The organism is Planotetraspora mira, from assembly GCF_016863275.1.
In the GTDB taxonomy this organism is placed as follows: Bacteria; Actinomycetota; Actinomycetes; order Streptosporangiales; family Streptosporangiaceae; genus Planotetraspora; species Planotetraspora mira.
The window spans coordinates 397413-423153 of the sequence record NZ_BOOO01000013.1 but is presented as its reverse complement, the minus strand read 5'-3'; the positions used below and the strand labels follow the sequence as shown (position 1 = coordinate 423153).

Genomic DNA, 25741 nt, shown 5'->3' with positions numbered 1-25741 from the left:
AGCGGGCACGGACGAGGCGATCGGCCGCCCCGAATACCGGGGGATCACATGGACGAGCGGAGAGCGGTGACGTCCGCCTGGTAGCGCCGGTAGCCGTCCTCGTAGTCGTGACCCGGCTCGTACCATCGCGTGCTCCGGGTCCATTCGGACTCGTCCAACTCGATGCCGAACCGGCGGGCGGCGACCAGCGCCGCACCTCTGGCGCCCACTTCCGGACCTCTGGCCACCCGCAGCGGACGGCCGAGCACGTCGGCGAAGACCTGGAGCCACGCCTCCGACCCGGTGCCCCCGCCGCACGCGGCCACCTCACCGGTGAGCCCCGCGGCCTCGAAGCAGTGCCTCGCCGCGAAGGCCAGGCCCTCACACGCGGCCCTGACGACGTCCGCGCGCGTTCTGGCCAGCTCGAGCCCGTCGAGACGTCCGCGTACGCCAGGGTCGACGAACGGCGCGCGCTCGCCTCCCGGGGAGAGGTACGGCAGGAATCTCACGCCGTTCGCGCCGGGCGGGCTCTGCGCCAGCAGGCCGTCCAGCTCGTCGTGCCGGGCGCCGACCAGGCGGAGCACCCAGTCGAGCGCCGCCGTGCCGGTCATCGCCGGCATGGCGCGCAGCCATCCGCCCGCTCCCCCCGGCCCGCCGTAGAGCAGCGTCTGACCTGCCGGTTCCCCGGAGAGGTCGAGCCGGTCCACCTGGACCTCGCAGGCCAGGGTCGTGCCGATGATGAGCAGGCCGTCGCCCGGTCTCGCGACACCCGCGCCGACCGCGCAGGCGGGCAGGTCGTACGGCCCCGCGGAGACGGGCAGGCCCGCGGGCAGGCCACCGACGGCGGCCTGCAACTCCCCGACCGGCATGTCCGCGACAGGAGGCAGCAGATCGGCCCGGTGCCCGAGATCGCACAGGTCCACGAGCGTGTGGTCCCGCAAGCCCGTGCGGGGATCGGTGAACAGGTTGGAGGCGTCGGACGGGTCGGTGCAGCGGACTCCGGTGAGCCGCTGCATGACCATGTCCTTGCAGTGGGCGGCGGTCGCCGTACGGTCGAGCACGCCGGGCCGGAACCGGTCGAGCCAGGCGAGCAGCGGCGCTCCCGCGCCGGGGAAGGGCGCGTTGCCGGTACGCCGGAACAACGTCTCGAAGGTGCCGTCCGCCATCCAGGCGTCCACGACCTCGCCCGCGCGGCCGTCCATCCACGAGACGGCCGGCGCCGTGGGCGAGCCGGCGGCGTCGAGCGGCCACAGCCCGTCTCCCTGCCCGGTGATCCCGACGGCCCGTGGCCGCTGCACGCCGAGCCCCGCGAGGACGTTCCCGACCGAGGTGACCACCTGTTCGGCGTCCTGCTCGACCTGTCCAGGCGCGGGATGACCGAGCGCAGTGGGGTGCGCCTCCACGGCGGCGACCTCGCCGTCCATCGTGAAGGCGACCGCCTTGGTGACGGATGTGCCGACATCGACTCCGACGATCAACGGGACCTCCTCCGGGGGCCGGAGACCCCGTAGGCGAGCGGCTCCCCGGCGGTCCACCGGGCCACCTCCTCGACGGCCATGCGGATCGCCCGGTCCGCCGTCTGCCGGGTGGCCCCCGCGAGATGGGGGACGAGCAGGACGTTCGGCAGGGCCCGCAGCGGGTGGTCGGCAGGGAGCGGCTCGGGATCGTAGACGTCCAGGCCCGCGCCGCCGAGGTGCCCGGACTTCAGCGCCGAGGTGAGCGCGTCGGTGTCCACCAGCGCGCCGCGTGCGGTGTTGACCAGCACGGCGCCCTCCGGCATCCGGGCCAGCTCCGCCCCGCCGATCATGCCGTGGGTCTCGGGGGTGAGCCTCGCGTGCAGGCTGACCACCTGCGAGCGGTCGAGCAGCTCCGCCGGCCCGACCAGGGTCATGCCCTCGGGGACGGAGTCCGCGAACGGGTCGGCGACCAGCACCCTGGCGCCGAGCGCGTCGAACACCGCCGCCACGCGCCGGCCGATGGCGCCGAACCCGACGATCCCGACCTCGGTCCCGTCCAGCTCGCCTCCGCACCGGTCGTACGCGTAGAGGTCCGAGCGCCACTCGCCCGCGGCCATGGTCGCGTGCACGTCCTTCAGGCGGCGCAGCACGGCGAGCGTCAGCGCGACGGCGAGCTCGGCGGCCGCGGGGGCGTTGCGTCCGGGCGTGCAGGAGACCGCGATGCCGCGGGCCGCCGCCTCCTCCAGGTTGACGTTGACGGGCCCGCCTCGGGTGACGACGAGCAGCCGCAGGTCGGGGGCACCGGCCAGAACCCGCGCGGTGAAGGGGGCCATCTGGGTGATCGCGATCTCGACGCCCGGCAGGTTGGAGATCAGCTCGTCCTCGTCTCCCGAGGCCTCACTCACCTCGGCCACCGTGCCGAACGGCTCGATGGGCCAGGGGCCGACCAACTCGGTGACCGCAATATGGTCGCCCAGAGCCTCCCTGAGCGCCCCGGAGACGGCACGCGGCCGGATGAAGTGATCTCCAGCCACAAGCACATTAAGTCCTGACATGTCCACAGACGCTACCGGAGTGATGTGATAAATAACAGAACGGGTGTTAAATCTCCGCAATCTCGACGTTGAGATGCCGTTCACGCAGTCGGTCGATCGCCTCGCCGGGCGCGAGCGAGTCGACGACGATGGTGTCGAACACGTCCAACGGCGCCACCCTGTGCAGGGCCACCCGGCCGAGCTTGCTGTGGTCGATCGCCAGGATCCGCCGCGTTCCCGACTGCAGCATCGCCCTCTTCACCAGGACGATCTCCTGCTCCTGGTGGAAGGCGTAGCGGTCGGAGACGGCCGAGGTCGACACGATCACGAGGTCGGTGTTCATCGCCTCCACCGCGTCCACACAGGCCACGCCGAGGAAGGAGTCGTGCGTCGGGTGGTACTCCCCGCCCAGGGCGATCAGCCGGATGCCGGGCACGCCGGTGAGGAGTTTGATGGCTTCCAGGAAGTTGGTCACGACCGTCAGCGGGGTGACGTCCCCCAGGTGGCGGGCCACCGCCAGCGCCGTGGTGGAGTCGTCGAGCATGATGGAGTTCCCCGGCTCGACGAGCCCGGCGACGTAGCGGGCGATCGCCTCCTTCTCCTCCTGGTGGGCGGTCAGCCGATAGACGATGTTGCTTTCGAAGACCGACGACGCCTGCGCGGTCGCGCCTCCGCGGAACTTGCGCACCATCCCCTGGCGCTCGAGTTCGTCCAGGTCGCGGTGCACCGTCATCACGCTGACGGAGAAGGTCTCGGCCAGCTCTGTCACCGAGGACGAACCCTGCCGCATCACGTGTTCGGCCATCGCCTGACGACGGGCGGCACCTGTGGCGGCGTGCTGACGGGAGTTCACCTGTCGCGCTCCAAGACGTTGTAGATCAGGCATATTAACCACCCAGGGGCACATTGAAGCTACGGAGCGCCGCTCCCTCCGGCCCGAAGCCCACCTCGGTGACCGACCCGTGATCGATCCGCGGCAGCCGCCTGCGGTAGTCCGCGAGGGGGATGCCGAGCAGTCGGCACAGTGCGAGCCGCAGGATCGTGTTGTGCGCGACCACCAGGATCCGGCCCGGCCCGAGCTCCGCCAGGCACGCGGTGAACCGGTCCGCCCCCGCCGCCGGATCCTCGCCGCCGGGGAACGGGCAGGCCGCGGGATCGGCCTCGAAATCGCGGACCACCTCGGGGTCCAGCTCCGAACGGCGCCGTCCCTCCGCGATCCCGAAGTCGAGCTCGCGCAGCCGGGGATCGGTGCGCAGCTCCACCCCCGCCGCCGCGGCCGCCCCCGAGGCGGTGCGCACGGCGCGCACGAGCGGCGAGGAGACCACCTCGTCCGGCTCGGCCCTCGCCGCCCAGGAGGCCAGCGCTCCGGCCTGGCGGGCCCCCTCGTCGTCGAGCCCGATGTCGCTCACTCCGGTGTACAGCCCCTGCACGCTCCAGGCCGTACGGCCGTGCCGGGCGAGATAGATCGTGGTCATGCGACCGCCTTCTCCGCGAGTTCCGAGGTGAGGTACCTGCGCTCCGCCAGTGCCTCGACGAGGCGGCGGAAGCTCTTGTCGAACCGCTCGACGCGGTCGGGACGCGGGTCCATCCGCTCCCCCGGCGGCACCATCCGGCCCGCCGTACTGCTCAGCGAACCGCCCGACGAGGCGGCGAGCACCGCCATGCCGACCGACGCCTGCGGGTATCGGGGGATCTCCACGGCCATCCCGAGGACGTCGGCGCGGAGCTGGCACCAGTAGCGGCTGCGCGTGGCGCCTCCGGTGAGCGCCAGCGTGCCCGTGACCGGTGCACCGAGCAGCGCGAGCGCGGCGAGACCGAGGCGCTCGCCGTAGGCGACGCCCTGCAGGAGCGCCGCGTAGTGCTCCACCTCGTCGCGCGCCTTTCCCACGGCGACCGGGTCGGCGTCCGGCCGGTAGAAGGGGAACCGCTCGCCTCTCGCGGTGAGGGGGTAGACGATCTCGGCCGCGGGCTCGTACGCGGCGGCACGGGCGTCGAGGTCCGCCAGGTCACGTCCGGGGAAGGCGGCGGTGAGCGCTCCGGCGCCGACGTTGGAGGCCCCGCCGGGCAACCAGCCGCCGTCGGGGTGCCGGTGGCTGTACACGGCGCCCGCCGAGTCGTGCAGCAACCGCTCGCTGACCGCCTTGAGCACCAGCGTGGTGCCCAGCACGGACACTCCCTGACCGGGAGCGAGCGCGCCCGCCGCGATCTGCCCCGCGCAGCCGTCCGTCATGCCGGCGACGATCAGGCATCCGGCCGGCAGCCCGGTCCGCGCGGCCGCCGCCGCCCCGACCCGCCCGATCGGGCTGCCCGGCCGGACGACGGGCCCGAACATGGAGGGCGGCAGGCCGAGGCGCAGCAGCACCTCCTCGGGCCAGCGCTCCGCCAGGGTGTCGTATCCGCTTTTCAGCGCGTGGCTGGAGTCGGTGGCGAGGAGCTCTCCCGCCAGCCGCGAGACCACGAAGTCCGCGGAATGAAGCAACCGGGATCCGGACGGCAATCCGTGGTGGTCGGCCAGCCAGAGCAGCTTGGGCAGCGGCCACGACGCCTGGATGCGCACGCTCAGTTCGTCCCAGACCGCCGCGCCCGCCTCGGTCACCCGGTCGACGTAGGGACCGCCCCTGCTGTCGTCGTACATGAGCGCGGGAGACATGGGGCGCAGGTCGCCGTCGGCCAGCAGGACCGTCCCGGACGTGCTGCACACCGCGAGCGCCCTGATCCGCCCGGCGTCGACGGAGGCCGTCGCCTCGGCGCACGCCGCGACGGTGGCGGCCCACCACTCCTCCGGATCCTGCTCGTGACTGCGGCCGGGGCCGCGCCGGCTCTCCAGCGGGGCCGACCCCGTGGCGAGCGGCACACCATCGGAGTCGACGATCGTCACCCGCACCCCCTGGGTGCCGATGTCGATACCAACCCACGCAGGATCGCCTGCGAAGTTCTCAGAACCCATGTGTGATGGCGGTCCTCTCATGCTCTTGACACCCGAAGGGGTGGCTCATAGTCTCCACCCACCGATCACAAAATCACACCATAGTCCGTGATATTTAACAAAAGCGTAGCGAGGAGCGAGTACATGCTCGGTGACGTGCCCGGCCCCGGTGTCCCTGCGACGGGCGCCTCCGTCCCCGGCGCGCCGATCCCCGTCCCCGCCGTACCCGATCGACCGGCCAGGCTCGCGCCGTACGGGCTCCGCTGCGAGCACCGGACCGAGCCGATGGGCCTCGGGGCTCCCGCGCCTCTGCTGTCCTGGCGTCTCGCCTCGCGGCAGGCGGGCGACGACCCGGTGGCCTACCAGGTCGACGTCACCGATCTCACCCGGCCGGGCACCTCCGTCTGGTCCACCGGGCGGGTCGAGGACGCCGCGTCCGTCGGCGTCCGGTACGCGGGGCCGGCCCTGCGCCCGCGCACGCGGTACGGATGGCACGTCACCGTCTGGGCGCAGGACGGAACGCGCGGCAGCGCCGAATCGTGGTTCGAGACGGGACACGACACGTGGACGGCCTCCTGGATAACGCACGATCCCTCCCGGGTCGAGCCCGTCGACCCGCCCACACGGGGCGAACAGGCCCTCGACGACCACGGCCTGCTGGCCTGTCCCCGGCTGCGGCACGCGTTCTCCGCGCCCGTCCCGGCCCGCGCCCGGCTCTACGTCAGCGCCAGGGGGCTGTACGAGGCCCGGCTCAACGGCGAGCGGGTCGGCGACGCCGAGCTCGCTCCAGGATGGACCGACTATCGCAGCCGGATCCAATACCAGGTGTACGACGTCACCGCACTGGTCCGCGACGGGGAGAACGTGCTCGCGGCGACCGTCGCCGACGGGTGGTGGAGCGGCTTCGTCGGATTCGCCCCCCGCCGCGCCGGGCAGCACTACGGCCCGTTCCCCGAGTTCGTCGCCGAACTCCACCTCTCCTACGACGACGGGTCCACCCGCGTGGTCGCCACCGGCCCCGCGTGGCGCACCGCCCGCGGCCCGATCCGGTACGCCGACCTGCTCAAGGGCGAGTGCCACGACGCCCGCCTGGAGACGCCCGGCTGGGACCGGCCGGGTTTCGACGACTCCGCCTGGCTTCCGGCGACGGTCGCCGGCGACGACCACTCGTCGCTCGTCGCCTCCCGCGACGAACCGGTGCGGGCGTTCGAGCGGCTCGCCCCGCGATCGGTCACCCGGCTCGCCCCCGGCGTCCATCTGGTGGACTTCGGGCAGAACATCGCGGGCCGGGTGCGCCTGGCCGTACCGGCCCTGCCCGAGGGCCGGCGCGTGAGCGTCCGGCACGGCGAGACGCTGGAGGGGCCGACGCCGCACGGGGACCCCCGTATCGGCGATCGCCTCCACATCGCCAACCTCAGGACGGCCGACGCGACCGACGTCTTCATCTCCGCCGGGCGCGCCGAGGTCTTCGAACCCCGCTTCACCTACCACGGCTTCCGCTACGCCGAGGTGACCGGTCTGGACGAGCTCGGCGACGTCCACGCCGTGGTCCTGCACAGCGACATCCCGTGGGCGGGCCGCTTCGCGTGCTCGGATCCGGACATCACCCGGCTGCACGCCAACATCGGCTGGGGCCAGCGCGGCAACTTCGTGAGCGTCCCGACCGACTGCCCGCAGCGGGACGAGCGGCTGGGCTGGCTCGCCGACGCCCAGGTCTTCCTGCCGACCGCCTGCCTGAACGCCGACGTCGCGGCCTTCTTCGCGAAATGGCTGGACGACGTGTCCGACGCGCAGTCACCCGAGGGGGGCTTCTCCAACGTCGCGCCGCTTCTCACCGGAGTGGCCGACGAGGGCGCGCCCGGCTGGGCGGACGCCGGGGTGCTGGTGCCGTGGCACCTCTACCGCGTCTACGGCGACCCGGCCTTCCTCGACGTGGAGGCGATGGCCCGCTGGGTGGGCTTCGTGCACAGGAACAACCCCGACCTGATCTGGCGGCACCGCGTCGGGCCCCACTTCGCCGACTGGCTGTCCCCCGGGCCGCCCACCCCCCGGCCGCTGATCGGCACCGCCTACTTCCAGCGCAGTGCCGCCCTCACCGCGCGTGCCGCACGGGTCGTCGGCAGGGACGGCGACGCCGACCACCTCGACGCGCTGGCCGCCGGGATCCGGCAGGCCTTCGTCAAGGAGTTCGTCGACGCGGGGGGACGGGTCGCGGGCGACACCCAGACGGGATACCTGCTGGCGCTCGCCTTCGACCTGCTGCCGGAGGAGGCGGTCGCGCCCGCGGCGGACCGGCTCGCGGAACTGGTGGCGGCCTCCGGCCTCCAGACCGGGTTCCTCGGCGTCAGCCTGCTGTGCCCGGTGCTGTCCGCGCACGGCCACGACGACCTGGCCCACGCGCTGCTGGGCCGTACGGGGCCGCCGTCCTGGCTGCACCAGGTCAGGAGCGGCGCGACCACCGTGTGGGAACGGTGGGACGGCGTCGGAGCGCCGTCGATGAACTCGTTCAACCACTACGCGCTCGGTTCGGTGGGCGAGTGGTTGTACAGCGGGGTCGCCGGGATAGGCCAGGCGCCCACCTCGACCGCGTACCGCGAGCTGGTCGTCAGGCCGAGTCCCGGGGACCTGGACTGGGCCGAGGCGAGCTACGAGTCGGTGCGCGGCACGGTCGGCGTCCGCTGGGAGCGCTCGCCTGAGGGCTTCCGGCTCGACGCGACCATCCCGCCCGGCGCCACCGCCACCGTGCACCTGCCCGGTGGGACCACGCGCAGGGTGACCTCGGGGGACCACAGTTTCACGCTAGTCCGAGGAGAGACAGCATGACCCGTGAGACCGACCGGCTGATCGAAGCCAGGATCAGCCGTTCCCAGTTCTTCCGCCTGATGGGCGGCGCGGCGACGGCCGCGCTGCTGACGGCCTGCTCGACCCGGCCGTCGACGGGAGGCACGTCGGGCGCCGGTGCCGGTGCGTCCGTCGATCTGAAGTTCGTGGGCGTGGCCGACGAGAAGGTCCCCATGGAGGACCTGGTCGCCGCGTACCGGCAGGCCAAGGCGGGGGTGTCGATCGCGACGTCGTACGCGCCGACCGACCAGGTGCAGACCTCGCTCCGCACCCAGCTCGGCGCGGGCAACGCCCCCGACCTGCATGTGGTGTATCCCGGCAACGGCAGCGCGATGTCCATGGCGCAGATCGCCGGAGCCGGCCTGCTGGCCGACCTGTCCTCCCAGGCGTGGACGACCACCATCCCGACCGGATTCAAGCCCGCTTTCCAGCTCCAGGGCAAGACCTACATCTACTCGGCCGGATCCTCGGTCATCGGCGCCATCTACAACAAGAAGGTCTTCGAGAAGGCGGGGGTCGACCAGCCGCCCACCACGTGGACCGAGTTCCTCGACGTCTGCGAGAAGATCAAGAAGTCGGGCGTGACCCCGATCGCGCTCGGCGCGCAGACCCCCTGGGTCACCCAGTTGATCACCTATGCGCTCGTGCCCTCCACCGTGTACGCCAAGGACCCGACCTTCGACGACAAGCAGGCGGCCGGGCAGACCAGCTTCGCCCAGTCGGGCTGGCGCGACGCCATGGAGATGTACCTGGAACTGCAGAAGCGGGGGTATTTCAACGACAAGCCGAACGGGACGACCTACGAGCAGCAGACATCCATGGTGGCGACCGGCAAGGCGGGCATGGCCATCCAGGTGTCGGCCGTGCTGCAGGCCTTCCGCGACGCGGCCACGACGCCCGACGACCTGTCGATGTTCCCCCTGCCCGGCGCGGACGACCCCGCCCAGGTCTGGATCCCCGCCGGTGTGGTGGTCGGCCTCGGCGCCAGCGCGAAGTCGAAGAACGTCGAGGAGGCCAAGGCCTTCATCGACTTCCTCGGCAAGCAGGAGAACATCAACCGGTGGGCCAAGGCCATCGCGGCGATCCCGCTGACCCAGGACGCCGGCTCCACCATCGACCCGGCGCTCGAGTCGTTCCTGCCGCTCACCAAGGACCGGGCGGTGCCGTTCATGGACCAGCGGTGGCCCAACGCCGAGGTGCAGCCCACCCACTTCGCGGTGATCCAGGACCTGCTCGCCGGAAAGATCGACATCGACGGCGCACTGAAGAAGATGGACGAGGCCTACGCCAAGTGAGTGAACGAGCGATCAGGCACGGCGAGGGCGATGCCCGCCCCGGCCGCCCCCCGCGGGCGGCCGGGGCGCCGGGCGAGGAGGAGCGGTGAGCGTCATCACCAAACAGGCCGGGACGTCCGCCGCCCCGGCGGCGAAGCCCGGAAGGCGCCGTTTCGGCGCAATGACCCCGCCATGGCTGTTCGCCGCCCCGGCACTGCTCGTCTACGCGGTCGTGGTGCTCTACCCGAGCATCGCCGGGGTCGTCTACGCCTTCACCGACTGGAGCGGCATCGGCGGGGACATGTCGTTCGTCGGCCTGTCGAACTTCAGCGCGATCCTGCACGACGACCAGGCGCTCGGCTCGCTCGGCAACACCCTGTTGCTCACCGTGGCCGTCGTCGTCGTGCAGAACGTCGTGGGCCTGCTCCTCGCGCTGGGCGTCAACACCAAGATCAAGAGCAGGGCGCTGCTCCGGGTGGTCTTCTTCTCGCCCGTGGTCGTGAGCCCGGTCATGGTGGCCTTCCTGTGGAAGTACATCTACAACCCCGACCCCTCCGCCGGGCTCAACGGCCTGTTCGGCCTGCATGTGGACTGGCTCGGCGACCCGTCGGTCGCGTTGTGGTCCATCGCCGGCATGGTCGTGTGGCAGTACGCCGGATATTCCATGGTCATCTTCCTGGCCGGGCTGGAAGGCGTGCCCAGGGAACTGCACGAGGCCGCGATGATCGACGGAGCGGGCACCTTGCAGCGCTTCAGGTACGTCACCTGGCCCCTGCTCGCCCCGGCGGTGACCATCAACCTGATGTTGTCGACCATCGGCGGGCTGAAGCTGTTCGACCAGGTCTTCGCGGCGACCAACGGCGGCCCCGGCTACGCCACCGAGACCCTCTCGACGGTCCTGTACAAGCAGGCCTTCGTCTACGGCAAGTTCGGCTACAGCACGGCGATCGCCCTCGTGCTCGCCCTGTTCGTGGCCGCGGTGTCGTTCGTCCAGATCTACTACCTGCGTTCCCGGGAGGTGTCCCAGTGAAGGCACGGACCTTCCTCCTGGAGATCGTCATGATCGCGGTGGCGGTGGCGTTCCTCTTCCCCGTCTACGCGCTGGTCACGTTGTCGCTGAAGAGCCCTGACCAGATCGCCGAGTCGCCGCTCGCGGTCCCGTCGTCGCCGACTCTGGACAACTTCGCCTCGGCGTGGTCGTCGGCCGCGCTCGGCCCGTCGCTGATCAACAGCACGGTGATCACCGTCGTCAGCCTGGTGGCGCTGATCGCCCTCGGGTCGTTCGCCGCCTACTTCCTGGCTCGAGTCCGGTCCCGCCTGGGCTACGGGCTGTACATCCTGTTCCTGCTGGGCATCGTCCTGCCGTTCCAGCTCGGCATGATCCCGCTCTACCGGCTGATCACCGACCTCGGCCTGATCGGCACCCACCTCGGCATGATCGTGTTCTACACGGGCGTGCAACTGCCCTTCACGGTGTTCCTCTACACCGGGTTCATCCGGGCGCTGCCCCGTGAGTACGCCAGTGCCGCCCAGATCGACGGCGCCTCGCACCTGACGGCCTTCACCAAGGTCGTCTTCCCGCTGCTGCGCCCCATCACCGGCACCGTCCTGATCCTCAACGCCGTGTTCATCTGGAACGACTTCTTCACGCCACTGCTGTACCTCGGCGGCTCGGGGTTCGAGACCGTGCCCGTGAGCATCTTCAGCTTCGTCGGCCAGTACGTGTCCGACTACGGCCTGGTCTTCGCGGGCCTGGTCCTCGCCGCGCTGCCGATCGTGGTGGTCTTCCTGCTGCTCCAGCGTTACGTGATCAAAGGCTTCTCGAGCGGACTCAAGGGATGAACCTCTTCGACGTGTTGCGGCACCCGCCGCGCAGCCACTCCCCCGCCGCCATCTGGTGGTGGAGCGGGGAGCCGCTGCGGCGTGACCGGCTCCGCTGGCAGATGGAACGGCTGACCTCCGGCGGAGTGCACAACCTGGTCATCCTCAACCTCGCGCCGTCGGGGCCGCTGTTCGGCTCGGACGCCGACGACCCGCCCTTCTTCTCCGAGGAGTGGTGGGAGTTGCTCGGCGGCGTCTGCGCCGACGCGGCCGAACTCGGCGTCTCGCTGTGGTTCTACGACCAGCTCGGCTTCTCCGGCGCCGACATCCAGGCGCGGCTGGTCCAGGAGAGCCCCTCCTTCGCCGGGCAGTGGCTGGGCGCTGACGGCGGAGTGTCCCGCCGCGGCTTCGACTACCTGTCGCCGGAGGCCTGCGCCACGCTCATCGACCGGGTCCACGGCGAGTTCGAGCGCCGCCTCGGCCACTGGTTCGGCGACGTCATCGTGGGGTCCTTCCAGGACGAGCTGCCCTCGGTGCCCACCTGGTCGGACTCGTTCGCCGAGGAGTTCGCGACCCGGAGGGGCTACGAGTTCCCCCGATTCCCGGAAGGCCGGGCCGCGGCGGGCCACGGGGAAGGGTCGCCCGTCTGGCGCGACTACCACCGCACCCGGGCCGAGCTCGCGGAGGAGGCGTTCTTCCGGCCGCTCGCCGAGTGGCACGACAAGCATGGCCTGCTGCACGGCTGCGACCAGCAGGACCCCGCGCGCGCCGGGCACCCCGTCGAGGGCGTCCAGCTCTACGCCGACTACACCCGCACGCACCGCTGGTTCGGCGCGCCGGGCTCCGACCACCACGGCGACGCTCGTCTGCACTCCTCGCTCGCCCACCTGTACGGCCGGCCGCGTACCTGGATCGAGTCGTTCCACTCCAGCGGCTGGGGCGGCACGCTGGAGGAGACCTTCGACTGGCTGCTGCCGTGGCTGCGCGCCGGAGCCACGCTCTACAACCCGCACGCCGTCTACTACACGACCAAGGCCGGCTGGTGGGAATGGGCTCCGCCGTCGACCGACTGGCGCCAGCCGTACTGGCGTCACCACCACGTCTTCGCCGACGCCGTCACCCGGCTCTGCGCGGCGCTCTCCCTGGGCCGCCACCTCTGCGACATCGCGGTGTTGTTCCCCACCGGCACCTCCCAGGCGGGGGTCGCGCCGGGCTCGCTGTCGGCGTCGGAGGACGCCGCGCGGGCCCAGCGGGTGTACCGCGAGCTGGTCGGCGACATGGCATGGTTCCAGACCGTGCCCGGAGCGCTCGACCGGCTGTGCCTCGACGCCGACGCGATCGACGACGAGTCGGTGTGGCGCGCGTCGGTCGTGGACGGCAGGCTGACGGTCTCCACCGAGGCCTACCAGGTGATCGTCCTTCCCGCCTGCACCGTGCTGGACGAGCGGACCGCCGAACGTCTCGACGCGTTCGCGGAGGCCGGCGGCCGGCTCGTCGCCGTCGGCGCCCTTCCCGAGCCCACCTCGCCGGACGGTCCGGTCGCCCGCCTGCGCGACCGGTTCGCCGCCGGTCAGGCGAGGTTCGTCCCCACCCCCGACCTCCTGGGCGAGGCTCTCGACGGGTACGTCCCGCGCGTCGAGGCGCCTGTGCCTCCCCTCGTCCGTGAGGTGGAGGGCACCACGGTGGTCTTCCTCACCGCGGCCTTCCCGAGGGCGAGCGACGTGAGTGTCGGCAGCCCCGGCGAACGCGGTGTGGAGCTGGGCTGGCTGGACGTCGGCTACGACTTCGACCCCGGCCGGTACGTCCCCGAGATGCGGATCACGGTCAGGGGCGTCCGCGGCACGCCCATGCTGGTGGGCCCCTTCAGCGGGCGGATGCGGGCTCTGCCGTACACGAGGACCGGCGACGCCGTCGAGGTGGTCGTGCCGTTCGACGACGGGCCTGCGGCGCTGCTGCTGTTCACCGGCGACGACGTCCCCGCGGACCCTCCGGCGCCGGTGCACCCGCGTGAACTCGATCTGGGCGACGTCTGGGAGATGGAGCTCGTCCCCACCCTCGACGACACCTGGGGGGACTTCGGCCGCGCCGGTCAGGACGCCGAGCTCGAACGCTGGACGCTGCAGGACGCGGACGGCGCGGCGGTCCGGGCCACATTCGGGCCGCACGCCCTGTGGTGCACGGTCCCCGCGTCCGTGCCGCCGCCCGTGCACGAGGGCTGGCGGCCCGCCGTCTACTCCACCGCGCGCGGCATCGACCACGACCCCGTCCACCGGGACACCCTCGGGCCGAAGGGTCACGTGCCGGAGGAGTTCCTGGACTTCGGCGCCGTGGCCGCGGGCGAGGTCACGTGGGTTCGCACCCTCCTGGACGTGCCGGAGGAGGGGACGCTGGTCGTGGGCGCCGCCGCCGCGAAGACGGCCTGGATCGACGATGAGGAGACGCCGCTCGACGACGCCGGCTATCTCGCCGTCGGACGGACGCCGGTGGAACCCGGCCGCCACCTGCTGCTGCTGAGGCTCGCCCCGGAGGAGGACCTGACGCTGCGTGCGCACGTCTCCCTGGTGCGGGACGCCGCCGCGGCACGACGCCCCGAGTGGATCACCGGCTCGGTGATGGAGACCGTCGTCCACGTCGCGGAACCTCCGTACGAGCCGCTCCAGGTCGCCTCGATGGCTCCGTGCGTGGTCCGGGTCAACGGTGCGGAGGCCGGCCGGCAGGGCGGCTTCGACCCCTACGCCGAGGCGGAGATCCCCCGCGTGCGCCGCTACGACGTCGCCCAACTGCTGCGCCCCGGCCCCAACTCGGTGTCCGTCGAATCGGAGGGAGCCGTGCTGGTCGACGGCCTCGCGGTCTCGGGGCCGGGCTGGAAGGCCCGGGTGCGACGGCGGCAACACGGCGATCCCGCCTCGCTGCACCTGCACAGGCGCCCGCATCCGCTTCCCGGAGCGGGCTGGATCGAATCCGGCGCGACGGCGCTGCCCGCGGTCCTCGCCGTTCCCGGCGCCGACGAGGAGCGGGTCGAGCGGCTCTGGGTGGACGTACCTCCCGGCGCCGTCGCGATGGAGGTCCCCGCGCACGGCCGTGTCACCGTGCACAGTGGCGACGTCATCCTGGGCGAGGGCCCGGTCGTCGCGCTGGACGGCCCGGCGGCCCGCGTGGAACTCCGGGTCGTGGGCGAACCCGGATTCCAGGGCGGCGCGGCGCTGACGGGACCGATCCGCTTCACCTGCCGTCCGGCGACGATCCGGCTCGGCGACTGGCAGGGGCAGGGGCTGGCGGAGTACAGCGGCGGCGTCCGCTACCGGACCGGTGTCGCCGTCGAGGGGACGCCCGGCGGCCCCGCCGTGCTCGACCTCGGCCGGGTGCGCGGCACGGCGGAGGTGATCCTCAACGGGAGGCTGGCGGGGATCCGGGTGTGCTCGCCGTACGTCTTCGACCTCGATCTCGCCGAAGGGGAGAACGAGGTGGAGATCCTGGTGCTCGGCACGCTGGCGCCGTACCTCTCAGCCGTGAGCCCCACCCACTTCGTCTTCCCCGGCCAGCGGGTGACAGGTCTGTTCGGCCCCGTCCGCCTGCGTTCCTCGGCTCAGGTGCGGCTCACGGGCCCGCGACCTTCGTCGCCGTGAGGTGCGGCAGGACCTCGGCGCCGATCTGGGCGATGTGGTCCAGGTCGTGGATGTCGAAGATGAACAGGTAGACCGTGTCGAACCCGATCTCCCCCAGACCCGCGAGGTGTTCGGCGACCTGGTCCGGAGAGCCGATCGCCGCGACGCCGCGGAAGAACGGCGCGATGCCCTCGGCCCGGCGCTCCACCTCGGCGGGCGTCGACCCGCAGGCGACGGGCACACACGCCGACCGCCGCGGCTCGCCCGGGTCTCTGCCGATCTCCTCGCAGGCCCGGGTGAAGGTCGCCATCTGCTCACGCAGGTCGCCGCCCAGACCCGCGTTGAACTCGGACGCGTACCTGGCCGCGATGGCCGGAGTCCGCTTCGGCCCGGTGCCGCCGATCAGGATCGGCGGGTGCGGCGACTGGAAGGGCCGCGGCGGGGTGCGGTTGGCCTCGATGCGGTAGTGGACTCCCTCGAAGGAGAATCCCTGCTCGTCTCCCAAGGGTGTACGCCACAACCCGGTGATGATCTCCAACTGTTCCTCGAGCCGGTCGAACCGTTCGCCCGTGTCCGGGAACGGGAACCCGAACGCGGCGTGCTCCCGGGCGAACCAGCCGGTGCCGACGCCGAATTCGACACGGCCGCCGCTCATCTCGTCGACGGACGCGACGACGGTCGCCAGCAGGCCGGGGGCCCGGAACGTCGCCGCGCTCATCAGCGCGCCGAGCCGTATCCGCTCGGTGTCCCTGGCCAGCCCGCCGAGCGTCGTCCAGCAGTCGGTGGGCCGATAGGCCGGGTCGTCCGGGTCGACGCCGAGCAGATGGTCCGAGCGGAAGAACCCGTCGAACCCGGCCCGCTCGGTGGCCAGCGCCAGCGCCAGGATGTCCTCGTAACGGGCTCCGTGCCGGGGCTCCATGAGGACGCGGAGCCTGATCCCTTCTCTGCCTTCCACGTGACCGCTCCACCTTCGTCAGGATGTGCTCGGGGCGGCACCTCAAGTGATCAGCCGCGGTGATCTCACTATGCAGAGCAAGTGGCCACCTGAGCAATACGTGATTCATGTTGCGAATGCTGACCATGGACAACAGATGCGATGATCTGCCACCATTTCAGCATGATCATTGGAAAGGACGACGTCACCTTCATCTGGTGAGCGCTCTTGTGCAGCGGGAAGCTGCCGAAATCCGCGAAGAATGGCTGGGCCGGGCGTTGTCGACGCTGCCCGCCGACCGTACGGCCGCTGAAGCGGCCATCTCGGGCCTGTACCGCCTGATCGGGCTCGATCCCCCGCGCTTCCACTGGGTGTCGTCGCCGGTCGCGGCCCTGACGACCGTCCCGCCAGGCGTGCCGCCACGGCCGGCGGAAGCCGTCGAGCGAATGCCGGAATGGTCTCTGCCACCGCGGTTCTCCTCATCGATGAGACGGCTGTGCCTGGACCTCGACGCCCGCATTCATCCGTCGGTGAGCGGGCTGTTTCGCCAGGAGGTTCGCGACCCGCTGACGCGGTCCTCCGACAGTTCTCTCCGCATGGCGCTCCGCGCGGCGCACGACGTGGAGCACCACGCGACGAGCGCCTGGTATCAGACGCAGTGCGTCTCATGGGTCGCCCACTATGACGCCCTGCGCCGGGCGGCCGGGGCGGTCTTCACCTCCGAGCAGATCAGGCGACTCGATCTGTGGGCGGCGGCCGCCCGGTCATGCGGCTGGTGGTGGCCTCGCCAAGCCGTGTGCGTGATCTCCGAGCGGCCCGTCGCCGTACACACGGAGGTATGGGGCGATGACGGCGAAGTGCGGCTGCACAGTGCGGACGGCCCCGCGATCCGTTACGCGGACGGGTGGGACGTGTACGCGTGGCACGGGACGCGGGTGCCGTCCTGGGTGGTCACGGATCCGAGCGTCAACAGGATCGCGCGGGAGGCCAACGTCGAGGTCAGGCGGTGCGCGATTGAGCGCATCGGCTGGGGCTCCTACATCGATCGGGCCGGGCTGCGCCTGGTCGCGTCCGCGCCGGACCCGGGCAACCCCGGCTCCGAACTGCGGCTCTACGACGTGCGAAGACAGACCCGGGTCCTGCTCGCGATCAACGGGTCGGTCGAGCGTGACGGGCACCGCCGCCAATACGGGCTGACCGTGCCGGGCTCCTTCAACGATCCGATCGCCGCCGCCGGCTGGACCTACGGGCTGTCCGCCGAGCAGTACTCCCTCCTCGTCCACCGAACCTGAGGTGCCTTCCATGACAGTGACTCTCGCCTCGCTCTCCCAGCAGACCGGACTCGCCGTGCTCGACCACCTCGAGCAGTCGGTGAGCATCCCCGTCGTCGACGGGCTTCAGGCCCAGGGCGACCTCATCGTCATCCCGCTTCCCGTCATCGCGTCATCCGTTCGGGTCCGGCCCGACGCGCGGTGGAGGGACGTGCCCCCCGAGGGGGTCGAACTGCTTCGTGGCGCGGCCGGGGGCAACCCGCACACGCTCGTCGCCGACCCGGGAACCTGCAGGTGGACGACCGACACGTCGGACTCCCACTGGTTGGCGATCGGCATCTTCGAGACCTCGGCCGTCGCCTACCTGCTCCATCCCGAGCACGGGGCCACGGGCTGCACGCCCGGCGCCTACGTCGTCCGCCGGCAGCGCGAGTTCGAAGGGCGGAGGGCACGCCTGGTCGCCGACTGATCCCCGACTGATCTCCGCCGGCCGTGACCGCGGCCGATGGCCGGACATGCGGGTGCACGGTCACCTGAGGTGGCCGTGCACGCGCGTGCGGGATCGGGCCGTCGTCACAGATCCGTGGCGATGATCTTCTCGATGTTCCGTTCGGCGAGCGCCGTGATGGTGACGAACGGGTTGACGCTGGTGTTGCCGGGGATCAGCGAGCCGTCGATGACGTACAGGCCGGGGTAGCCGGCGAGCCGGCCGTAGTTGTCGGTGGCCTTGTTCAGCACCGCGCCGCCGAGCGGGTGGTAGGTGAGGTGGTCGCCCCAGATCTTGTAGACGCCGAAGAGGTCGGTCCGGTAGATCGTCCCCTCTTTCGCGTTGATCTTGTCGAAGATCGTCTTGGCCATGTCGATGCCCGGCTGCTTCCAGGCGGTCTGCCAGTTCAGATCGACCTTGCCCGTCGCGGCGTTCCAGGAGAACTGGGCGCGGTTCGGGTTCTTGGTGATCGACAGGTAGAACGAGGCGAAGGTCTCGATCCCCACCGGCAGCGGGGCGACCTCGGCGAACGCGCCACCGGCGGTCCAGTTGTCGATGCCGGAGCAGGGAATGGTCGACTGGAGACTGCCGGTCGGGTCCCACAGCCAGTTGGCCCGGCCGCACATGACGTTGCCGTTGTCGCCCCAGCCCTTGCCGATCTCGTCGTTCAGGAGGGGCAGCACGCCGGTGGCCTTCAGCTTGACCAGCAACTTGCTGGTGCCGACGCTGCCGGCGGCGAAGAACACCCTGTCGGCGAGCACGGTCTTGACGGTCGTGACGTCGCCGTTGGTGTTGAGCTGGTCGATGGAGACGGTGTAGCCGCCGCCCGACGCCGGAGCGACGGAGGTGACCCGGTGCAGCGGGGAGATGGTGACCCTGCCGGTGGCCTTGGCCTGGGCGATGTAGGTCTTCTGCAGTGATTTCTTGCCGTAGTTGTTGCCGTAGAGGATCTCCCCGGCCAGCGCCGACTTGGTGGCGGTTCCGGCCTGCTCCTGCTTCATGTAGTTCCAGTCGTACACGTTGGGCACGAAGCCCCACGGGAACCCGGAGCGTCCGGCGTGCTTTCGCCCGACCCGGGAGTACTGGTAGGCGGAGGCGGACTCGAACCAGGCCGAGTCGATGAGGCCGACCCCGAGCCCGGCGTTGGCGCGCGGGTAGTAGGTGTCGTACATCTCATCGGGGTTCACCGACGGGAGGACGAAGCTGAAGTTCTCCCGCTTGGGCGTGACCGCCATGCCGCCGTTGACCAGCGAACCGCCGCCGACGCCGCGGCCCTGGTAGACGGTGATGCCGCTGAACTCCTCGGCGTCCAGAATCCCGGTGTAGCGGGGGATGTCCCTGTCGATCGGGAAGCCGAGGAAGTAGTTGAGGGGCTGCTTGGTCTTGGTGCGCAGCCAGTAGGACCGCTGGTCGGGATTGAGCGTGCTGCAGAAGATCTTGCCGTCCGAGCCGGGGGTGTCCCAGGCCATGCCCATCTCGATCATGTGCACGTCGACGCCCGCCTGGGCGAGACGCAGGGCGGCGACGGAACCGCCGTATCCGGTGCCGATCACCAGGACCGGGACATGCTCACCAGAGGCGATCGGGGCGGCTGCGGGGAGGGCCGCCGCCTGAGCTGGGGCGGTACGGCCCGCGAGGGCCGCGGCTCCGAGAAGAGAACCGGTTCCAGTGATGAATTTTCGGCGCGAGAATCCTTTGTGACCAGTACCGCCCGAGGTGTTGTCGACCATTTCGATCTTTCCCTACTCTCAGACAAGTTCTCGTTACTGTGCGTGACGCCGCTACCTCTCCGTGAGTGGCCTGTGGGTGGATCGCCCGCCTGGTGGTCGCCAGGTCGTGGCGCGTCTATCGGTTCGGCGCGGGGCGACGGGCCGAGGGCAGCATGCACACCGCGTCCAGGCCCAGCACGTGGTTGAGCCGGCCGAAGGCCAGCCAGGAGCCGATGCTCATGCTCAGCTCGACGATCTCGAGCTGGCTGTAGTGCGCGGTCATCCGCGTCCAGAACTCCTCGTCGATGCCGTGGTGGTCCAGGGCGTACCGCTCGGCGTACTCGGCGGCCAGCCGGGTGCGGTCGTCGAAGGCGCCGGTGGTCCGCCACTCGGTGACCGCGTCGAGGAACTCCACCTCGACCTTCTCGCCGTCCCGCTCGGTGCGCCAGTCGAGGCAGAAGGCGCACCCGTTGATCTGCGCGATCCGCAGCCGCGCGGCCTCGAACTCGCGCAGCCCGAGGGTCGAGTGGGCGTACACCGACATCGAGAACTTCGAGGCGGCGATCCCGATGCCGGGGACCATCTCGCCCCACACGTACTCGATCGCGTCCTTGTCCTCGGGGATGTCGATGTTCACGGTCGCCTCCATCCGAGTCTGCCGGCCGCGGGACGCAGGGGGACGTCGAGCGCGTCGTAGAGCCCGGGGTCCGCGTCCACGAGCCAGTCGATGGCGCCCACCAGCCGGCCGACCGCGGTGGCGTTCCCGCCCGCGGCCCGGTTGCCGCCCTCGTCGGTGGCCTCCACCGTGACCTCGATGCGCGGGCTGCCCTCGATGATGACGCGGTGCGCCCCGTCGCCGTCGGGCGGCGTCGGCCAGTCCGGCGCGCAGGACGCGTGGATGCGGGTGACGTGCTCGATGACGATGCGGGGTTCGCCTGCGACGATGCCCTGCACCTCGAACCTGATCGCGCCCTGGGTGCCGGCCTCGAAGTCGCCCATCGACTTGGTGCTCACTGTGGACTCGAGCGGGCGCCGGTCCAGGGTCTCGCGGATCTCGTCGAGTTCGACGCCGAGCGCCCTGGCCATCAGCCGTATCTGCCCGCCCCACACCATGGTCGGGATCGTCGGGGCGGTCATCGGCGGCTCGTAGTCCATCGGCTGGCCCATGCCGACCAGGTAGCGGACCGAGTCCGGCTGGTCGTAGGTGGAGTAGTCGAAGATCTCCTGGCAGCGGATCACGTCGACGGTGGTGCCGAGGCCGCTGATCAGCAGGGGCAGCACGTCGTTGCCCCAGCCGGGGTCGACGCCGGAGACGAACAGCGAGCCGCCGCCCTCCGCGATGGCGGCGAGCACCGGTTCCCGCAGTTCCCGCGGAGCGTTGCGCTGGTCGTAGAGCGCGTACAGCGAGGGGGTGACGACCACGGCTCCGCCCCGGATCGCCCTGATGATGTCGGCGAGGGCCTCGTCGGGACGGATCTCACCGGATGCCGCGTACACCACGGCGCCCGGACCGGCGGCCAGCACCGCGTCGACGTCGTCGGTCGCCGCGACCCCCAGATCGTGGCCGAGCCCGGCGAGATCACCTGCGTCGCGGCCGACCTTGCCGGGGTCGTGGACGATTACGGCCGCCAGTTTCAGGGCCGGGTGGGCCTCGACGGCACGGATGGCCGCACGGCCGACGTTGCCGGTACCCCAGACAATCGTGGGAATCATGGCCGGATCCTAACAAGCGCTTGCTTTGCTGTATAGTGCCCCCGACGAGCGCCTCACTACAGGCGTTCGAGGATGGTGACGTTGGCCTGGCCGCCGCCTTCGCACATCGTCTGCAGGCCGTACCGGCCGCCGGTGCGCTCCAGTTCGTGCAGCAGGGTGGTCATCAGCCGGGCGCCTGTGGCACCGAGCGGGTGGCCGAGCGCGATGGCGCCGCCGTTGGGGTTGACCCGGGCCGGGTCGGCCCCCGTCTCCTTGAGCCAGGCCAGCACCACCGGGGCGAACGCCTCGTTGATCTCCACGGCGTCCATGTCGCCGATGGACATGCCGGTCTTCTTCAGCGCGTGCGCGGTGGCCGGGATCGGCGCGGACAACATGCGGATCGGGTCCTCGCCCCGCGCCGACAGGTGATGGACACGGGCCCTGGGCCGCAGGCCGTGCGTCCGCACCGCCTCCTGCGAGGCGATGAGGAGCGCCGCGGCCCCGTCCGAGATCTGCGAGGCCACCGCGGCGGTGAGCCGTCCGCCCTCCTCCAGGGTGCGCAGCCCCGCCATCTTCGCCAGGGAGGTGTCGCGGCGCGGGCCCTCGTCGGCCGAGACGCCCTCCAGCGGCGCGATCTCCCGATCGAAGCGCCCCTCGTCGATCGCCCGGATCGCGCGCAGATGCGACTCGTAGGCGAAGACCTCCATGTCCTCCCGGGAGATGTCCCAATCCCTGGCGATCATCTCGGCGCCGCGGAACTGGGACACGTCCCGCCCGCCGTACCTGGCCTGCCAGCCGCGTGAGCCGGCGAACGGCCCCTCGGTGAGGCCGAGGGAGTCCGCCGCTCCGCGCGAGGCGAAGGCGATCGGGATCTGGGACATGTTCTGCACCCCGCCGGCGACCACGAGGTCGCTCGTGCCGGACATCACGGCCTGGGCCGCGAAGTGCACCGCCTGCTGGGACGAGCCGCACTGGCGGTCGACGGTCACGCCCGGCACCTCCTGGGGCAGCCCCGCGGCCAGCCAGGCGGTCCTGGCGATGTCACCCGCCTGCGGGCCGACCGCGTCGAGGCAGCCGAAGACGACGTCGTCGACGGCCGCCGGGTCGACCCCGGACCGCGACATGAGTTCGGTCAGGACATGCGCGCCCAGGTCGGCCGGGTGCACGCCGGACAGTCCGCCGCCGCGCCTGCCCACAGGGGCGCGCACGGCTTCGACGATGTAGGCCTCCGCCATCGAGAACTCCTCAGGTCGTCACGATCCCTTCCAGGACCATCGCCATGTACTGCCGGGCTATCTCGTCCGCGGACAGCCGGCCGTCGCTGCGGTACCAACTCGCGGCCAGCCAGACGGTGTCGCGGGTGAAGCGGTAGATCAGACCGGTGTCGAGGTCGGCACGGAAGACGCCCTCCATGACCCCCCGGTCCAGCACCGACAACCACAGCGCGCGAAACCGCCGCTGCGAGTCGGTGAGGTACGCGAAACGCGGGTTCGTCGCCAGATGCTTCAACTCGTTCTGATAGATCACGACCGCGGGGCGATGCCTGTCGATCGTGCGGAACGACTCGGCGATCAGTGCCCGGAAGGTGTCCCGCGCGTCGAGGCCGGACCCCATCACGACGTCGTAGGCCGCCCACATGTCGGTGAGGAAGACCGACAGGATCTCGTCGACCATCGACTCCTTGGAGTCGAAGTGGTAGTAGAGGCTGCCTCCGAGCATGCCCGCCGCGTCGGCCACCTCACGGACCGTCGTGGACGCGTACCCCCGCGACGCGAACACCTCGGCCGCGGTCGCGAGCAACTCGGCCCGGCGCTCGGCGCGGGCGGCCGCGGTGCTCTCGGAGTCTCGGCGTCGTGGGCTCATGGAAGGTCGACCTCTCAGGGGTGCCGGCTGGAGACCGAGACGATCTCCCCGGTCATGTAGGAGGAGTAGTCGCTCGCGAGGAAGACCATAACGTTGGCCACTTCCCAGGGCTCCGCGCAGCGGCCGAAGGCCTCGTTCCTGGTGAGCTCCGCCAGCACGTCCTCCGTCGTCACCTTGGCCAGGTGCGGGTGCATGGCCAGCGAGGGCGCGACGGCGTTGACGCGCACGCCGTAGGGCGCGGCCTCGACGGCGGCGCATCTGGTCAGCGCCATGACGCCCGCCTTGGCCGCCGCGTAGTGGGCCTGGCCCTCCTGGGCCCGCCAGCCGATCACCGAGGCGTTGTTCACGATCACGCCGCGGCCCCTCGGCTGCATGCGCGACAGCGCGGCCCGCGTGCAGCGCATGGTGCCGTTCAACGTCACGTCGAGCACCCGGCTCCACTGCTCGTCGGTCATCTCGACGAGCCTCGCCGTGCCGCCGAGGCCGGCGTTGTTGACCACCACGTCCATGGGGCCGAACCGCTCCTCGGCGACCGCGAACAGGTTGCGCACCTGCTCCTCGGAGGTGACGTCGCAGGGCACCGCCGCCACGTCGTCGCCGAACTCCTTGCGCAGTTCAGCCAGGGTCTCGCCGAGTCGCCGTTCGTGGGCATCGCTGATCACCACCCGCGCGCCCTCCTCCAGCATGCGCCGGGCGCAGGCGCCCCCGATGCCGGTGCCGGCGGCCGCGGTCACCGTCGCGACCCGGCCGCGCAGCAGGCCGTGACCGGGAACGTAGGTCGGCTGCATGCCCCGCCCTTCACGGACTCCCCGGGCAGGCCGGGATCCTCCTCGCTGAGCCTTACGTGGTTTACTCTATCAAATAGTTGTTAGAAAGAATGCGAGGATGCCATGACCGTGGTCCGCTACGAGCGGCGCGGACCCGTGGCGGTGGTCACCATGAACCGCCCGGAGTACCGCAACGCGCAGAACTCGGCGATGACGTACGCCCTGGACGAGGCCTTCTACCGGGCGGTGGCCGACGACGACGTCAAGGTGATCGTGCTGGCCGGCGAGGGCGGGCACTTCTCGGCGGGGCACGACATCGGCACTCCGCAACGGGACGCGCATCTGTCCTTCGACCGCAGGGCGAGCCTGTGGTGGGACCACGTGGGCAAGGAGGGGGCGGAGAGCCGTTTCGCCCGCGAGTCGGAGGTCTACCTCGGCATGTGCCGGCGGTGGCGGGAGATCCCCAAACCCATGATCGCGATGGTGCAGGGCGCGTGCATCGCCGGCGGCCTCATGCTGGCCTGGGTCTGCGATCTGATCGTCGCCTCGGAGGACGCGTTCTTCGCCGACCCCGTGGTGCGGATGGGCATCCCCGGCGTGGAGTATTTCGCCCACCCCTGGGCCATGCCGCCGAGGATCGCCAAGGAGTTCCTGTTCACCGGCGACCGCATGCCGGCTCGCCGCGCGTACGAGGTCGGGATGGTCAACCGGGTCGTACCACGCGACGAACTGGAGGCACAGGCCCTCGCGCTGGCCGAGCGGGTCGCGGCCATGCCGCGCATGGGCCTGGCCCTGGCGAAGAAGGCCGTGAACCAGGCCGAGGACCTGCAGGGCATGCACGCCGGGATGGACGCGGTCTTCGGGCTGCACCACCTCGCCCACGCCCACAACGCCGAGACCTCGGCGGACTCCCTGGCCGGAATGGATCCCAAGAGCATGAAGGCGGCCGCCGATGGATCTTGACCTGTCGGCCGCGGAATCGTTCCGCGCCGAGGTCCGGCACTGGCTGCGCGCCCACGTCCCCGCCACACCGCTGCCCTCCCTGGAGACCGGGGAGGGCTTCGCCGCCCACCGCGCCTGGGAGCGCGAACTGCACGCGGCGCGGTTGTCGGTGGTCTCCTGGCCTGAGGAGTACGGCGGCAGGAACGCGACGCCGCTGGAGTGGCTCGTGTTCGAGGAGGAGTACTACGCGGCGGGGGCGCCGGGCCGGGTCGGCCAGAACGGCGTCAACCTGCTCGCGCCGACCCTGTTCCGGTACGGCACGCCCGAGCAGCTCGCCCGCGTCCTTCCGCCGATGGCCTCGGGTGAGGTGATCTGGGCGCAGGCCTGGTCCGAGCCGGGGGCGGGCAGCGATCTCGCCTCCCTGCGTGCCACCGCGACCCGGGCCGACGGCGGCTGGCTGCTGAACGGCCAGAAGACGTGGAGCTCGCGGGCGGCCTTCGCCGATCGGGGCTTCGGCCCCTTCCGCTCCGACCCGGAGGCGGAACGGCACCGCGGCCTGACCTACCTGATGTTCCCGCTGGACGCCCCCGGAGTCACCCGCCGCCCGATCGGCCGCATCGACGGCAAGCCGGCGTTCGCCGAGCTCTTCTTCGACGACGTGTTCGTACCCGACCGGGACGTCATCGGCGACCCGGGCGAGGGCTGGCGGGTCGCGATGAGCACCACGGGCAACGAGCGGGGGCTCACGCTGCGCAGCCCCGGCCGGTTCCTGGCCGCCGCCGACCGGCTGGTGGAGCTCTGGCGCGAGCGCGGCGACGCCTCCGACACGGCGCTGCGCGACCGGGTGGCGGACGCGTGGATCAGGGCCCGGGCCTATCGGTTGAAGGGCTTCGAGACCATCTCACGCACCGACGACATCGGCGCCGAGTCCAGCGTCAACAAGGTCTTCTGGTCGGAGCTCGACGTCGCGCTGCACGAGACGGCCCTCGACCTGCTCGGCCCGGACGGCGAGCTGGCGGGCGAATGGCTGGAGGGATACGTGTTCTCCCTCGCCGGCCCGATCTACGCCGGGACCAACGAGATCCAGCGTGACGTGATCGCCGAGCGCGTGCTCGGCCTGCCGAGAGCGGGGCGATGAC

The 25741-nt window shown here is 71.2% G+C and carries 21 protein-coding genes; 9 read left to right on the top strand and 12 right to left on the bottom strand.

The annotated features are described in order from the left end of the window. Positions 1–44: 44 nt before the first annotated feature. The 5 genes from Pmi06nite_RS13125 to Pmi06nite_RS13105 form a co-directional block, all read right to left on the bottom strand. On the bottom strand, positions 45–1457 hold the full coding sequence (locus Pmi06nite_RS13125) for an FGGY-family carbohydrate kinase (RefSeq protein WP_203953205.1): 1413 nt from the start codon (positions 1455–1457) through the stop codon (positions 45–47). Next, positions 1454–2476, bottom strand: coding sequence for a 2-hydroxyacid dehydrogenase (locus tag Pmi06nite_RS13120; RefSeq protein WP_308442496.1), 1023 nt, complete (start codon positions 2474–2476; stop codon positions 1454–1456). Before Pmi06nite_RS13120 ends, Pmi06nite_RS13125 begins: the two co-directional genes overlap by 4 nt. Positions 2477–2537: 61 nt before the next feature. After that, positions 2538–3323: a DeoR/GlpR family DNA-binding transcription regulator gene (locus Pmi06nite_RS13115; RefSeq protein ID WP_203953203.1), complete on the bottom strand. Its 786-nt coding sequence runs from the start codon at positions 3321–3323 to the stop codon at positions 2538–2540. Positions 3324–3357: 34 nt separating this feature from the next. Further along, complete coding sequence (locus Pmi06nite_RS13110; RefSeq protein WP_203953202.1) at positions 3358–3945, bottom strand: histidine phosphatase family protein; 588 nt, start codon at positions 3943–3945, stop codon at positions 3358–3360. Next, positions 3942–5417 carry an FGGY-family carbohydrate kinase gene (locus tag Pmi06nite_RS13105; RefSeq protein WP_203953201.1) on the bottom strand — a complete coding sequence of 492 codons (1476 nt, stop codon included), beginning with the start codon at positions 5415–5417 and terminating at the stop codon, positions 3942–3944. The genes Pmi06nite_RS13110 and Pmi06nite_RS13105 overlap by 4 nt, the downstream gene beginning before the upstream one ends. Before the next feature lie 123 nt (positions 5418–5540). On the opposite strand from Pmi06nite_RS13105, the gene Pmi06nite_RS13100 reads away from it, so the two are divergent. From Pmi06nite_RS13100 to Pmi06nite_RS13080, 5 genes are all read left to right on the top strand, one after another. Next, positions 5541–8219, top strand: coding sequence for an alpha-L-rhamnosidase (locus tag Pmi06nite_RS13100; RefSeq protein WP_203953200.1), 2679 nt, complete (start codon positions 5541–5543; stop codon positions 8217–8219). Further along, positions 8216–9532: an extracellular solute-binding protein gene (locus Pmi06nite_RS13095; protein ID WP_203953199.1), complete on the top strand. Its 1317-nt coding sequence runs from the start codon at positions 8216–8218 to the stop codon at positions 9530–9532. The genes Pmi06nite_RS13100 and Pmi06nite_RS13095 overlap by 4 nt, the downstream gene beginning before the upstream one ends. An 85-nt stretch (positions 9533–9617) precedes the next feature. Continuing rightward, a complete protein-coding gene (locus Pmi06nite_RS13090; RefSeq protein WP_239113864.1) occupies positions 9618–10541 on the top strand; it encodes a carbohydrate ABC transporter permease in 924 nt (307 codons plus the stop codon). Then, entirely contained in the window at positions 10538–11353 is an 816-nt protein-coding gene (locus Pmi06nite_RS13085; RefSeq protein WP_203953198.1) for a carbohydrate ABC transporter permease, read from the top strand. Before Pmi06nite_RS13090 ends, Pmi06nite_RS13085 begins: the two co-directional genes overlap by 4 nt. Then, on the top strand, positions 11350–14958 hold the full coding sequence (locus Pmi06nite_RS13080; protein ID WP_203953197.1) for a glycosyl hydrolase family 2 protein: 3609 nt from the start codon (positions 11350–11352) through the stop codon (positions 14956–14958). Before Pmi06nite_RS13085 ends, Pmi06nite_RS13080 begins: the two co-directional genes overlap by 4 nt. Here Pmi06nite_RS13080 and Pmi06nite_RS13075 read toward each other — a convergent pair. Next, positions 14930–15892, bottom strand: a complete 963-nt coding sequence (locus tag Pmi06nite_RS13075; protein WP_239113863.1) for a TIGR03560 family F420-dependent LLM class oxidoreductase — start codon at positions 15890–15892, stop codon at positions 14930–14932. The two genes, Pmi06nite_RS13080 and Pmi06nite_RS13075, sit on opposite strands and share 29 nt — an antisense overlap. A gap of 197 nt (positions 15893–16089) precedes the next feature. On the opposite strand from Pmi06nite_RS13075, the gene Pmi06nite_RS13070 reads away from it, so the two are divergent. Further along, on the top strand, positions 16090–17163 hold the full coding sequence (locus tag Pmi06nite_RS13070; RefSeq protein WP_203953196.1) for a DUF6745 domain-containing protein: 1074 nt from the start codon (positions 16090–16092) through the stop codon (positions 17161–17163). A gap of 10 nt (positions 17164–17173) precedes the next feature. Continuing rightward, entirely contained in the window at positions 17174–17611 is a 438-nt protein-coding gene (locus tag Pmi06nite_RS13065) for a DUF8820 family protein (protein ID WP_203953195.1), read from the top strand. A 104-nt stretch (positions 17612–17715) separates the two neighbouring features. On the opposite strand, the gene Pmi06nite_RS13060 is transcribed toward Pmi06nite_RS13065, so the two are convergent. The 6 genes from Pmi06nite_RS13060 to Pmi06nite_RS13035 form a co-directional block, all read right to left on the bottom strand. Beyond that, complete coding sequence (locus Pmi06nite_RS13060) at positions 17716–19359, bottom strand: GMC oxidoreductase (protein WP_203953194.1); 1644 nt, start codon at positions 19357–19359, stop codon at positions 17716–17718. 115 nt (positions 19360–19474) lie between these two features. Further along, on the bottom strand, positions 19475–19975 hold the full coding sequence (locus Pmi06nite_RS13055) for a carboxymuconolactone decarboxylase family protein (RefSeq protein WP_203953193.1): 501 nt from the start codon (positions 19973–19975) through the stop codon (positions 19475–19477). Beyond that, complete coding sequence (locus Pmi06nite_RS13050; RefSeq protein ID WP_203953192.1) at positions 19972–21051, bottom strand: NAD(P)H-dependent amine dehydrogenase family protein; 1080 nt, start codon at positions 21049–21051, stop codon at positions 19972–19974. Before Pmi06nite_RS13050 ends, Pmi06nite_RS13055 begins: the two co-directional genes overlap by 4 nt. 56 nt (positions 21052–21107) lie before the next feature. After that, positions 21108–22265 (bottom strand): acetyl-CoA C-acetyltransferase, encoded by a 1158-nt coding sequence (locus tag Pmi06nite_RS13045; protein WP_203953191.1) that lies wholly within the window; start codon positions 22263–22265, stop codon positions 21108–21110. 10 nt (positions 22266–22275) lie between these two features. Then, on the bottom strand, positions 22276–22893 hold the full coding sequence (locus Pmi06nite_RS13040; RefSeq protein WP_203953190.1) for a TetR/AcrR family transcriptional regulator: 618 nt from the start codon (positions 22891–22893) through the stop codon (positions 22276–22278). A 14-nt stretch (positions 22894–22907) separates the two neighbouring features. After that, positions 22908–23681, bottom strand: coding sequence for an SDR family oxidoreductase (locus tag Pmi06nite_RS13035; protein WP_203953189.1), 774 nt, complete (start codon positions 23679–23681; stop codon positions 22908–22910). A gap of 102 nt (positions 23682–23783) precedes the next feature. Here Pmi06nite_RS13035 and Pmi06nite_RS13030 point away from each other — a divergent pair, with 102 nt between their 5' ends. Continuing rightward, positions 23784–24623, top strand: a complete 840-nt coding sequence (locus Pmi06nite_RS13030) for an enoyl-CoA hydratase (RefSeq protein WP_203953188.1) — start codon at positions 23784–23786, stop codon at positions 24621–24623. Further along, entirely contained in the window at positions 24613–25740 is a 1128-nt protein-coding gene (locus Pmi06nite_RS13025; protein ID WP_203953187.1) for an acyl-CoA dehydrogenase family protein, read from the top strand. Before Pmi06nite_RS13030 ends, Pmi06nite_RS13025 begins: the two co-directional genes overlap by 11 nt. The last annotated feature ends 1 nt before the right edge of the window (position 25741 follow it).

Excerpts from the sequence above, each read along its gene's own strand:
- Pmi06nite_RS13065 (WP_203953195.1), top strand. The coding sequence starts at position 17,174 with ATGACAGTGACTCTCGCCTCGCTCTCCCAGCAGACCGGACTCGCCGTG.
- Pmi06nite_RS13095 (WP_203953199.1), top strand. The coding sequence starts at position 8,216 with ATGACCCGTGAGACCGACCGGCTGATCGAAGCCAGGATCAGCCGTTCC.
- Pmi06nite_RS13025 (WP_203953187.1), top strand. The coding sequence starts at position 24,613 with ATGGATCTTGACCTGTCGGCCGCGGAATCGTTCCGCGCCGAGGTCCGG.
- Pmi06nite_RS13035 (WP_203953189.1), bottom strand. The coding sequence starts at position 23,681 with ATGCAGCCGACCTACGTTCCCGGTCACGGCCTGCTGCGCGGCCGGGTC.
- Pmi06nite_RS13105 (WP_203953201.1), bottom strand. The coding sequence starts at position 5,417 with ATGGGTTCTGAGAACTTCGCAGGCGATCCTGCGTGGGTTGGTATCGAC.
- Pmi06nite_RS13030 (WP_203953188.1), top strand. The coding sequence starts at position 23,784 with ATGACCGTGGTCCGCTACGAGCGGCGCGGACCCGTGGCGGTGGTCACC.
- Pmi06nite_RS13060 (WP_203953194.1), bottom strand. The coding sequence starts at position 19,359 with ATGGTCGACAACACCTCGGGCGGTACTGGTCACAAAGGATTCTCGCGC.
- Pmi06nite_RS13040 (WP_203953190.1), bottom strand. The coding sequence starts at position 22,893 with ATGAGCCCACGACGCCGAGACTCCGAGAGCACCGCGGCCGCCCGCGCC.
- Pmi06nite_RS13100 (WP_203953200.1), top strand. The coding sequence starts at position 5,541 with ATGCTCGGTGACGTGCCCGGCCCCGGTGTCCCTGCGACGGGCGCCTCC.
- Pmi06nite_RS13110 (WP_203953202.1), bottom strand. The coding sequence starts at position 3,945 with ATGACCACGATCTATCTCGCCCGGCACGGCCGTACGGCCTGGAGCGTG.
- Pmi06nite_RS13080 (WP_203953197.1), top strand. The coding sequence starts at position 11,350 with ATGAACCTCTTCGACGTGTTGCGGCACCCGCCGCGCAGCCACTCCCCC.
- Pmi06nite_RS13045 (WP_203953191.1), bottom strand. The coding sequence starts at position 22,265 with ATGGCGGAGGCCTACATCGTCGAAGCCGTGCGCGCCCCTGTGGGCAGG.
- Pmi06nite_RS13050 (WP_203953192.1), bottom strand. The coding sequence starts at position 21,051 with ATGATTCCCACGATTGTCTGGGGTACCGGCAACGTCGGCCGTGCGGCC.